Here is a 12,133-nt window from a genome sequence, read left to right on the forward strand (position 1 = left end):
TTTAATGTCAATCACCCTAACCAAAAAATTTTTATAAAATGCACCAAACCCTAAACCAAAAAACTACAATCTCATTAATTGAAGAATTCTTAAAATGACTACTACCTCATCTCATGTTCTTCAATAACCCCTAAATGTGTCTTTTTGATGTCAAAAAAATATTTTTTATTATTGGAGGATTTCTTATGAAAAGATCATATCTTATCTTAAAAAGCGGTGATTTAAGGGGATATTCTTTTTCTCGTCGTTCACCTTTGTTGAAAGCTGCTTCATTAGGAACAGCTATGGCAGCGCTCCTATCGAGTGTTGCGCCCGTCGTTGCATCTAATTTTTCTCCAACAGAGCAGCAAACAACGATACAAAGTTCACAGAGTCTTAAGGGCACAGGTGTGACTTCCTTAAAAGCTCCTGAGAAAGCTTCAAAAAAATCTCGTGATTCTGTTTTTGCGAGTGATCGTTACTGTGGTATCGACAATATCGTTGTTCCTAATTCCTCTGATTCAAAGAAGATAATCAGTGAGGAAAGTTATGTAAATCTTCTCACGCATCACAAATTTGATAATTGGTGCTCTCGTGGTTTTGGAGTTCAACAAGCCACTTGGACTGTTGATGGTAAAAATACAGTTCTTGATGTATATGAGACACGTGTTTTGAGGGATGATACGTTGGGTACGTTGCTTCCGAATAGTATGGGAGTTATGATCGGTGAGAATGCTAAGGTAATGCCGCGGTCTAATTCTATCGCTATAGGTTATAATGCTTATGTCAATATGAACAACTCGGTTGCTTTAGGTACTGGATCTACAGCTTCTTTTGTTGTTCAAAGAGGAGGTTATGATGCTTGGAAAGATGGTTCATCGGATAAGGAGGATCATATATGGAGATTTAATCACGGGATAGTCTCTATTGCTTCTCCTACTGCTGCTAGACCAACCTCACGACTACTTACCGGAGTAGCAGCTGGGATACAGGATACTGATGCTGTGAATGTTGCTCAGCTGCAGGCTTTAAGACAATGGACAGCAAAGATTGCAAATGATGTTTCTACCCATTTAGGAGGTGGAGCGGACATTCTTTCTGGTGTAGCGCCGACTTATAAGATTCAAGGTTCAAATCATCGTGATGTAGGATCGGCATTTAAGGGTGTTGATGGCTCGATTACAGATCTTTATTCAAAGATTGCGAATGTAGCAGGGGATAGCCTTGTACAGCAAGAAAAAGGCAATGGTCGTATCACGATAGGCTCGAAAGTTGGTGGAACAGCAATAGATCTTACGAATAAAGAAGGCAAAGGTCGGACGCTTTCTGGTTTGGCGGATGGAAAGCTTTCGGATAGTTCGACAGAAGCGGTTACAGGCAAACAGCTTTATGATGTTGATACCAAGCTTACTAAGACCACACAAGATGTTACAAAAGTCCGAGGTGATATTACGAAAATCCAAGGGGATGTTACGAAAGTTCAGGGGGATGTTACAAAAGTTCAAGGAGATGTCTCAACGATTGTGAAGAACGCTTCTGCTTATTTAGGAGGTGGAGCGGACATTCTTTCTGGTGTAGCGCCGACTTATAAGATTCAAGGTTCAAATCATCGTGATGTAGGATCGGCATTTGTTGGCGTTGACGGCTCGATTAGTGATCTTTATTCAAAGATTGCGAATGTAGCAGGGGATAGCCTTGTACAGCAAGAACAAGAAGAGAGTAGCAATGGTCGTATCACGATAGGCTCGAAAGTTGGTGGAACAGCAATAGATCTTACGAATAAAGAAGGCAAAGGTCGGACGCTTTCTGGTTTGGCGGATGGACAGCTTTCCGACAGTTCGACAGAAGCGGTTACAGGCAAACAGCTTTATGATGTTGATACCAAGCTTACTGAGAAAGTTTCTGATGTGAGCAAGAACGTAGCTGATCTTTCTACGAGTATGGATAAAGTTCAAGGAGATGTTACAACGATTGCGAAGAACGCTTCAGCCTATTTAGGAGGTGGATCGGACATTCTTGGTGGAAAAGCGCCAACATATAAAGTCCAGAATACAGAACATCATGATGTCGGTTCAGCATTTGTTGGTGTTGATGGTTCGATTACAGATCTTTATTCAAAGATTGCGGGTGTAGCAGGGGGTAGTCTTGTTGAGCAAGAGCAAGAAGAGAGTAGCAATGGTCGTATTACGATAGGTTCGAAGGTTGGTGGCACGGAAGTTAATCTTACGAACAAAGATGGCGAAGGTCGTACGCTTTCTGGCTTAACGGATGGAAAGCTTTCCGACAGTTCGACAGAAGCGGTTACTGGAAAGCAGCTTTATGAGGTTGATACCAAGCTTACTAAGACCACGCAAAATGTTACGAAAGTCCAAGGAGAAGTGTCAACGATTGCGAAGAATGCTTCTGCTTATTTAGGAGGCGGAGCAGATATTCTTGGTGGAGAAGCGCCGACTTATAAAGTCCAGGGCAATGATTACAATAATGTAGGATCGGCATTTGCAGGCGTTGATGATAGTCTTTCAGATATTTATAAAGAACTTTCCGGTGTTGGAAGTAAGAGCCTTGTACAACAAGAAGAAGGGGAGAGCGGTCGTATCACGATAGGTTCGAAGACGGGTGGCACGAAAGTTGATCTTACGAACAAAGACGGCAAAGGTCGTACGCTTTCTGGCTTAACGGATGGCACGCTTTCCGACAGCTCGACAGAAGCAGTTACAGGCAAACAGCTTTATGAGGTTGACACCAAGCTTACTGAGAAAGTTTCTGATGTGAGCAAGAACGTAGCTGATCTTTCTACGAGTATGGATAAAGTTCAAGGAGATGTTACAACGATTGCGAAGAACGCTTCAGCCTATTTAGGAGGTGGATCGGACATTCTTGGTGGAAAAGCGCCAACATATAAAGTCCAGAATACAGAACATCATGATGTCGGTTCAGCATTTGTTGGTGTTGATGGTTCGATTACAGATCTTTATTCAAAGATTGCGGGTGTAGCAGGGGGTAGTCTTGTTGAGCAAGAACAAGAAGAGAGTAGCAATGGTCGTATTACGATAGGTTCGAAGGTTGGTGGCACGGAAGTTAATCTTACGAACAAAGATGGCGAAGGTCGTACGCTTTCTGGCTTGAAGGATGGAAAGCTTTCCGACAGTTCGACAGAAGCGGTTACTGGAAAGCAGCTTTATGAGGTTGATACCAAGCTTACTAAGACCACGCAAAATGTTACGAAAGTCCAAGGAGAAGTGTCAACGATTGCGAGGAATGCTTCAGCCTATTTAGGAGGCGGAGCAGATATTCTTAGTGGTGAAGCTCCAACATATAAAGTCCAGAATACAGAACATCATGATGTCGGTTCAGCATTTGCTGGTGTTGATGGTTCGATTACAGATATTTATTCAAAGATTGCGGGTGTAGCAGGGGGTAGTCTTGTTGAGCAAGAACAAGAAGAGAGTAGCAATGGTCGTATTACGATAGGTTCGAAAGTTGGTGGTACGGAGGTTAATTTTACGAACAAAGATGGAGAAGGTCGTACGCTTTCTGGTTTGAAGGATGGAAAGCTTTCCGACAGTTCGACAGAAGCGGTTACTGGAAAGCAGCTTTATGATGTTGATACCAAGCTTACTAAGACCACACAAGATGTCACAAAAGTCCAAGGAGAAGTGTCAACGATTGCGAAGAATGCTTCAACCTATTTAGGAGGCGGAGCAGATATTCTTGGTGGAGAAGCGCCGACTTATAAAGTCCAGGGCAATGATTACAATAATGTAGGATTAGCATTTGCAGGCGTTGATGATAGTCTTTCAGATATTTATAAAGAACTTTCCGGTGTTGGAAGTAAGAGCCTTGTACAACAAGAAGAAGGGGAGAGCGGTCGCATCACGATAGGTTCGAAAGTTGGTGGCACGGAAATTAATTTATTGAATAATCAGTCAGTTGCACGTGTTCTTTCTGGTTTAGGTGATGGTGCTATTTCGGAAGGCTCGAACCAGGCAGTTACTGGAAACCAGCTTTATGAAACAAACACAAAACTTGCTGCATATTTAGGTGGAGGAGCAAGCTATGAAGATGGGCAATGGGCAGATCCTACCTTCACGATTAATGTGCTACAAGAAGATGGTTCTACAGAAGAGAAAGAATATAAGAATGTAGCGGCTGCATTAAAGGATATTAGCAGCTCATTTACGACGGTTGTAGAGACTAACCTAATTCAACAAGAAGAAAGTGAAGATGAGAGTGGCCGGATCACGATAGGTGCGAATACAGGTGGAACGGAAGTTAATCTTACGAACAAAGATGGCGAAGGTCGGACGCTTTCTGGCTTGAAGGATGGAGAACTTTCCGACAGTTCGACAGAAGCAGTTACAGGCAAACAGCTTTATGAGGTTGATACTAAGCTAACTGAAACCACGCGAAAAGTTACAAAAGTTCAAGGCGATGTTACGAAAGTCCAAGGAGAAGTGTCAACGATTGCGAAGAATGCTTCAGCCTATTTAGGAGGCGGAGCAGATATTCTTAGCGGTGAAGCTCCAACATATAAAGTCCAGAATACAGAACATCATGATGTCGGTTCAGCATTTGCTGGTGTTGATGGTTCGATTACAGATATTTATTCAAAGATTGCGAGTGTAGCAGGGGGTAGTCTTGTTGAGCAAGAACAAGAAGAGAGTAGCAATGGTCGTATTACGATAGGTTCGAAAGTTGGTGGTACGGAGGTTAATTTTACGAACAAAGATGGAGAAGGTCGTACGCTTTCTGGTTTGAAGGATGGAAAGCTTTCCGACAGTTCGACAGAAGCGGTTACTGGAAAGCAGCTTTATGAGGTTGATACCAAGCTTACTGAAAAAGTTTCTGATGTGAGCAAGAACGTAGCTGATCTTTCTACGAGTATGGATAAAGTTCAAGGAGATGTTACAACGATTGCGAGGAATGCTTCAGCCTATTTAGGAGGTGGAGCAGATATTCTTGGAGGTATAGCACCAAGTTATAAAGTCCAGGGTAGTGATTATGGTAATGTAGGTGCAGCTTTTGCTGGCGTTGATAGTTCCCTTTCAGATATTTATAAGGAACTATCAGGATCTGGAAGTAAGAGCCTTGTACAACAAGAAGAAGGGGAGAGCGGTCGCATCACGATAGGTTCGAAGGTTGGTGGCACGGAAATTAATTTATTGAATAATCAGTCAGTTGCACGTGTTCTTTCTGGTTTAGGTGATGGTGCTATTTCGGAAGGCTCGAACCAGGCAGTTACTGGAAACCAGCTTTATGAAACAAACACAAAACTTGCTGCATATTTAGGTGGAGGAGCGAGCTATGAAGATGGGCAATGGGCAGATCCTACCTTCACGATTAATGTGCTACAAGAAGATGGTTCTACAGAAGAGAAAGAATATAAGAATGTAGCGGCTGCATTAAAGGATATTAGCAGCTCATTTACGACGGTTGTAGAGACTAACCTAATTCAACAAGAAGAAAGTGAAGATGAGAGTAGCCGGATCACGATAGGTGCGAATACAGGTGGAACGGAAGTTAATCTTACGAATAAAGATGGAGAAGGTCGAACACTTTCTGGCTTGAAAGATGGAGAACTTTCTGACAGTTCGACTGAAGCGGTTACTGGAAAACAGCTTTATGAAGTTGATACCAAGCTTACTAAACAAGTTTCTGATGTGAGCAAGAATATAGCAGATTTGTCTACGAGTATGACACAAGTCCAAGGCGATGTTACGAAAATCCAAGGAGATGTCTCAACGATTGCAAACAATACATCGAAATATTTGGGAGGCGGATCGAATATTCTTGGTGGTGAAGCTCCAACATATAAAGTCCAGAATACAGAGCATCATGATGTAGGCTCAGCGTTTGCTGGTGTTGATGGTTCGATTACAGATCTTTATTCAAAGATTGCGAGTGTAGCAGGGGGTAGTCTTGTTGAGCAAGAACAAGAAGAGAGTGACAATGGTCGCATCCTGATAGGTTCGAAAGTTGGTGGCACGGCAATTGATCTTACGAACAAAGATGGAGAAGGTCGTACACTTTCTGGCTTGAAAGATGGAACGCTTTCCGACAGTTCGACTGAAGCAGTTACAGGCAAACAGCTTTATGAAGTTGATAACAAGCTTACTAAGACCACACAAGATGTTACAAAAGTCCAAGATGATGCCAAAAAGATTGCGAAGAATGCCTCATCCTATTTAGGAGGTGGAGCAGATATTCTTGGAGGCATAGCACCAAGTTATAAAGTCCAGGGTAGTGATTATGGTAATGTAGGTGCAGCTTTTGCTGGCGTTGATAGTTCCCTTTCAGATATTTATAAGGAACTATCAGGATCTGGAAGTAAGAGCCTTGTACAACAAGAAGAAGGAGAGAATGATCGTATTACAATAGGTGCGAAGACGGGTGGAACGGAAATTAGTTTATTGAATAATCAGTCAGTTGCACGTGTTCTTTCTGGTTTAGGTGATGGTGCTATTTCGGAAGGCTCGAATCAGGCTGTTACTGGGAACCAGCTTTATGAAACAAACACAAAACTTGCTGCATATTTAGGTGGAGGAGCGAGCTATGAAGATGGGCAATGGGCAGATCCTACCTTCACGATTAATGTGCTGCAAGAAGATGGCTCTATGGGAGAAGAAAAGTATACAAATGTAGCGGCTGCATTAAAGGATATTAGCAACTCCTTTACGACGGTTGTAGAGACTAACCTTATACAACAAGAAGAAAGTGAAGATGAGAGTGGCCGCATTACGATAGGTGCGAAGACAGGTGGAACGGAAATTAATCTTACGAACAAAGATGGAGAAGTTCGGACGCTTTCTGGCTTGAAAGATGGAGAGCTTTCTGACAGTTCGACTGAAGCGGTTACTGGAAAACAGCTTTATGAAGTTGATACCAAGCTTACTAAACAAGTTTCTGATGTGAGCAAGAATGTAGCAGATTTGTCTACGAGTATGACACAAGTCCAAGGCGATGTTACGAAAATCCAAGGAGATGTCTCAACGATTGCAAACAATACATCGAAATATTTGGGAGGTGGAGCGGATGTTCTTGGAGGCATAGCACCAAGTTATAAAGTCCAGGGTAGTGATTACAGTAATGTAGGTGAAGCTTTTGCTGGTATTGATACAACATTGACAACGATTCAACAAAATATAACTGAAAACACTGAAAATGTTGCACAAAATAGCTTATTGTGGAGTGATAGTGAGCAGGCTTTTGTTGCGCGTCATGGTGAAAAAGGACAAGAGAAAAATAGTAAACTTAGGTTTCTTCTCGGTGGAGATATAGCAGCCGATTCAACTGAAGCAATCACAGGGGCTCAGCTTTATGAAACAAACACAAAACTTGCTGCATATTTAGGTGGAGGAGCGAGCTATGAAGATGGGCAATGGGCAGATCCTACCTTCACGATTAATGTGCTGCAAGAAGATGGCTCTATGGGAGAAGAAAAGTATACAAATGTAGCGGCTGCATTAAAGGATATTAGCAGCTCCTTTACGACGGTTGTAGAGACTAACCTTATACAACAAGAAGAAAGTGAAGATGAGAGTGGCCGCATTACGATAGGTGCGAAGACAGGTGGAACGGAAATTAATCTTACGAACAAAGATGGAGAAGTTCGGACGCTTTCTGGCTTGAAAGATGCAGACCTTTCTGACAGTTCGACTGAAGCAGTTACTGGAAAACAGCTTTATGAAGTTGATAGCAATCTGAAAGAGACAAAAGAAACAGTTTCTAATTTGAGCACGAGTATGGATAAAGTCCAAGGAGATGTCTCAACGATTGCAAATAATACGTCGAAATATTTAGGAGGCGGAGCGGATATTCTTGGAGGCATAGCACCAAGTTATAAAGTCCAGGGTAATGATTACAGTAATGTGGGTGAAGCTTTTGCTGGCGTTGATAGTTCCCTTTCAGATATTTATAAGGAACTATCAGGATCTGGAAGTAAGAGCCTTGTTCAGCAAGAGAAAAGTGAAGATGGGAGTGGTCGTATCGCGATAGGTGCGAAGACGGGTGGAACGGAAATTAGTTTATTGAATAATCAGTCAGTTGCACGTGTTCTCTCTGGTTTGGGTGATGGAGCTATTTCGGAAGGATCGAACCACGCAGTTACTGGAAACCAACTTTACCTTACGAATAAGAAGGTCTCTGAATATTTTGGTGGCGGAGCGGGCTATGAAGATGGAGAATGGGTAGACCCTACTTTCACGATTAATGTGCTACAAGAAGATGGTTCTACAGAAAAGAAAGAATATAAGAATGTAGCGGATGCTTTAGAGAATATTAGCAGCTCCTTCACAACAGCTTTAGAGACTAATCTTATACAACAAGAAAAAAGTGAAGATGAGAGTGGCCGGATCACGATAGGTGCGAATATAGGTGGAACGGAAGTTAATCTTACGAATAAAGATGGAGAGGGTCGTACGCTTTCTGGCTTGAAAGATGGAACGCTTTCAGCGAGCTCGACTGAAGCAGTCACAGGAGCACAGCTTTATAAAACAAACACACGATTTGATGAAGCAAACATGCAACTTGCTAAATATTTAGGTGGGGGAGCTGAATATAAAGATGGTGTATGGACTGGTCCCACGTTTAATATTGTTCAATTCAATTTTGGTGGTAAAGATGGTGGACCGGAAGACAAAGAGTATAAGAGTGTAGCTAGTGCTTTTGATGGTGTTAATGAAGGTCTGAAAAATTTGAATAATCGTTTAGATGATGTCAAAAATCAGGTAGAACAGACAAAAGATGATACGATAAAATGGGATGAGAATAAAGGTGCTTATGACGCAAGCCGTAAAAATAAAGATGGAAAAATGGAAAGCACAACAATTACTGGTGTGAAAGATGGTGATGTAAGCTTCGGCTCTACTGAAGCAGTTAATGGTGGACAACTTTGGGATACGAATCAAAGAGTCGATAAACTTGAAAATGAATTTGACAAGTTCCAGAATGAAACTAATCAGAAGGCAGAGGGAGCAGTTCAATATGATAAAGATAAGGATGGAAAGAAAACCAATAAAGTTACGTTAGTAGGAGGCGATGCCAGTGCACCCGTTGTGATTGATAATGTTGGTGATGGTAAAGTTGAGAAAGATTCGAAAGAAGCTATTAATGGAGGTCAATTGTATGAGAAAATGGCAATTGTTCTCGATGATTCAAAGAAGTATACAGACGAGAAGGTGCAGGAAGCTAAAGATTACACTGACATGAAGTTTGAGAGCCTGAATTATAATATTGAGGGCGTAAAAAAGGAAGCAAGACAAGCAGCAGCTATTGGTCTAGCAGCAGCTAATTTGCGTTATGAAGATGCTCCTGGTGCATTAAGTGTTGCATTTAGTAGCGGTTCATGGCACAGCCAATCTGCAATTGCGTTCGGTGCTGGCTATACATCTGAAAGTGGAGATATTCGCTCTAATTTCTCTGTAACAACTGCGGGTGGTCATTGGGGTATAGGCGCAGGTATAAGTGTAAGACTGAAGTAATGATGAGATAAATAATAATGATAAAACGTTCGAGTATTTTTGTAAGTATTTTTTTCCCCTTTGCCTTATTAGGCAAAGGGGAAAGCTTTGCTCATGAAAAAAATAATACATATACAGTGCAGCCACCTCAATTGTCTGTTCCGTCAGGAAAACCTGGAGAAATACGACGACTCATTATGCAGTTTTATAATTGGACCTTAATTTGTGATGAAAACACAATCTTGAACCAAGGTGTATGTAATGTAACGCAAACGGTCCATGATGAAGAAGATAATACAGTTTTTAGTTGGTCTCTTGTTTCTACAAAAAATGGTCAACCAGCTATACTCTTCCGTACATTGCCAAATGCTGATACGACTGTCCCTATAAAAATATTTATGGAAGGTATTAAAGAACCTAGTTTGGTTCGTTATACGCAGTGTGATGAAACAGTCTGTTTAGCACAGTCAGGTTTAAGTCCTATCTTAAGTGATCAAATAGAAAAAAAGAAGAGTGTACGTATTTCTTATAACCTTAAAGAAGGAAAAACACTCTCTTTTATTTTACCATTTAATGGGTTGAGTGAAGCACTACTTTCTTTACAACGATAAGAGATGTAATAAGCTGAAGAAAAAAGAGATTTTTATTTTAGCTAAGTAGTCATTATTTTTTTTGAATTGAAATAATAAAATAAAAAAACTGATCAGCTATATTTACTTTTAAGTATATATAATATCAAGAACAATTGCATTTTATTTTTATAGATAAGTTTAATAGATTTTAGAAAAAGAGTATATTTTTGTATATCAATTTTACATGATAAACACTCTTAAGAAGAAAGTGTGTATTTTCGTAGGAATGCTTAAATAATCATTTTGTGTTGTGGTAGATAAAGTTAACTTTATTTTATTATGAAGCAACAGCAACCACGCAAGAAATGGTGGAGATCAATATTCTTATTCAACTGGATAGAGTGCATAAATTGTATGATTAAATAATTGCAGTTGTAACATCAAAAATTTTTCTCATTTAAAATCTTTATCTTTTATGTGGCAATTGGTTTGCAAACCAGTAATTGTCGTTTTCTTATCGCGCGACTTGTTCATTGATTTTAAGGTTAGAAAAAAGATGATTTTTTATTATAAAAACAATAAATTATGTGACTGAAGGGTTAAAAGTTTGTCGTTTAAAATTGAAGAAAAGACTCATTAAATGTTGTCGTTTAGTTGCAGTGGATACATGCTGTTTTATTGAGCGTATTTTAGATGAAACTGGTCTTGAATTAAAGATTGTTGAGAAGAAACAGATTGGGTATTTTTTATTTATTTGAGTTGTTATGCTCATTCAATTTTTTAATTTTTAGAAAAAAGATATGTGGTCAGATGGTTTCAGATCCTTGAAAAATTATGTGAGAATTTTTCAGATCCTTATAGATGGGACATTTTATTGCAAGGCTTAAAATTTTATCTTTTGGGAACTTCTGGAATAATAATGATTTTATTGAGTAGGGATCCATCTCAATTACAAAGAGTATGATCAGAGCCAAATTGAGGATTTTTTGATCAAGAGCTTAAGTAGCTACGATCCTTATGATAAAAAATTTATTGTCGTAGGATATAGAAAAATGGGTAACTACTTTTTGTATTGAAGACAAAAGGAGAAATGTAGTTTGAGCGAGTTGTGCTATTTTAGATGGTATTTAAATTTTATTCAGTGAGTGATTCAAGAGTCGCAGCTTATGAAGCAAAGTAAGAAATTTTACTACAACTGAATGTTGAATGATAGTGTTTGGGATATCATCATAAAAACAAGTGTTTTAAGTATTAAAAATTATCAGAATGTAGAAATAGTAAGTTTATGAAAAAAACAACATCAAAAGGTGGTAGAGGTGGTTCGGGATCACATGTGCTATATCAGCGTGTGAAAAAGAAAGCAGGAACGATTAAAGCATCATCACGGCGATGGTTAGAGAGGCATTTGAATGATCCTTATGTTCATCAATCAAAAGTGGATGGTTATCGTTCACGGTCCGCTTATAAACTTATTGAAATTGATGAGCGTTATAAGATCTTCAAAAAAGGCCAGAAAATCATTGATCTAGGAGCTGCTCCTGGGGGATGGTGTCAGGTTGCAGCCCGTAAAGTGGAATCAAGTGATCAAAAGCCTAGTGTTGTTGGTATTGATTATTTACCAATGGATCCACTACCGGGAGTTGTCATATTGGAGATGGATTTTTTACATGAAAATGCACCGCAGAAGTTGATGAATGCTTTAGGAGAACAGCCAGATATAGTGCTTTCTGATATGGCAGCACCAACAACGGGGCATCGTCAAACGGATCATTTAAGAACAGTATATTTATGTGAAGTGGCTGCGGATTTTGCTCTTTCCGTTCTTAAACCTGGAGGTCATTTTTTAGCAAAGGCTTTTCAGGGAGGAGCAGAGAATACTCTTCTCACTACATTAAAACAGAATTTTAAAACGGTTCATCATGTCAAACCTCCTGCAAGCCGAGCAGAATCAGTTGAACTTTATCTTTTAGCTCTTGAATTTAAGGGTATAACTGAAACACAAAAATAGCTTTTATATATAAAAAGCTAAAAGTTATTTGATTTGATTGATAACACAAAAACTTTTTTAATCAATTTATAGTAATTATTGTTTGTTTTTTGTATAGAATAAAAACCCATAAAATA

Annotated in this window: 4 protein-coding genes; all 4 read left to right on the forward strand. The window is 39.7% G+C overall.

The annotated features are described in order from the left end of the window. Positions 1 to 185 precede the first annotated feature (185 nt). The 4 genes from Bra60_RS00790 (at position 186) to Bra60_RS00800 (ending at position 12,017) form a co-directional block, all read left to right on the forward strand. Positions 186 to 9,458: a YadA-like family protein gene (locus Bra60_RS00790; RefSeq protein WP_078697990.1), complete on the forward strand. Its 9,273-nt coding sequence runs from the start codon at positions 186 to 188 to the stop codon at positions 9,456 to 9,458. A gap of 17 nt (positions 9,459 to 9,475) precedes the next feature. Next, positions 9,476 to 10,048: an invasion associated locus B family protein gene (locus Bra60_RS00795; protein ID WP_078688305.1), complete on the forward strand. Its 573-nt coding sequence runs from the start codon at positions 9,476 to 9,478 to the stop codon at positions 10,046 to 10,048. 548 nt (positions 10,049 to 10,596) lie between these two features. Beyond that, complete coding sequence (locus Bra60_RS07100; RefSeq protein WP_153300868.1) at positions 10,597 to 10,767, forward strand: hypothetical protein; 171 nt, start codon at positions 10,597 to 10,599, stop codon at positions 10,765 to 10,767. Positions 10,768 to 11,294: 527 nt separating this feature from the next. Beyond that, complete coding sequence (locus Bra60_RS00800; RefSeq protein ID WP_035006307.1) at positions 11,295 to 12,017, forward strand: RlmE family RNA methyltransferase; 723 nt, start codon at positions 11,295 to 11,297, stop codon at positions 12,015 to 12,017. Positions 12,018 to 12,133 lie beyond the last annotated feature (116 nt).

Origin of the sequence: Bartonella sp. Raccoon60, from assembly GCF_002022585.1 — a bacterium.
In the GTDB taxonomy this organism is placed as follows: Bacteria; Pseudomonadota; Alphaproteobacteria; order Rhizobiales; family Rhizobiaceae; genus Bartonella; species Bartonella rochalimae.

Excerpts from the sequence above, each read along its gene's own strand:
- Bra60_RS00790 (WP_078697990.1), top strand. The coding sequence starts at position 186 with ATGAAAAGATCATATCTTATCTTAAAAAGCGGTGATTTAAGGGGATAT.
- Bra60_RS00795 (WP_078688305.1), top strand. The coding sequence starts at position 9,476 with ATGATAAAACGTTCGAGTATTTTTGTAAGTATTTTTTTCCCCTTTGCC.
- Bra60_RS00800 (WP_035006307.1), top strand. The coding sequence starts at position 11,295 with ATGAAAAAAACAACATCAAAAGGTGGTAGAGGTGGTTCGGGATCACAT.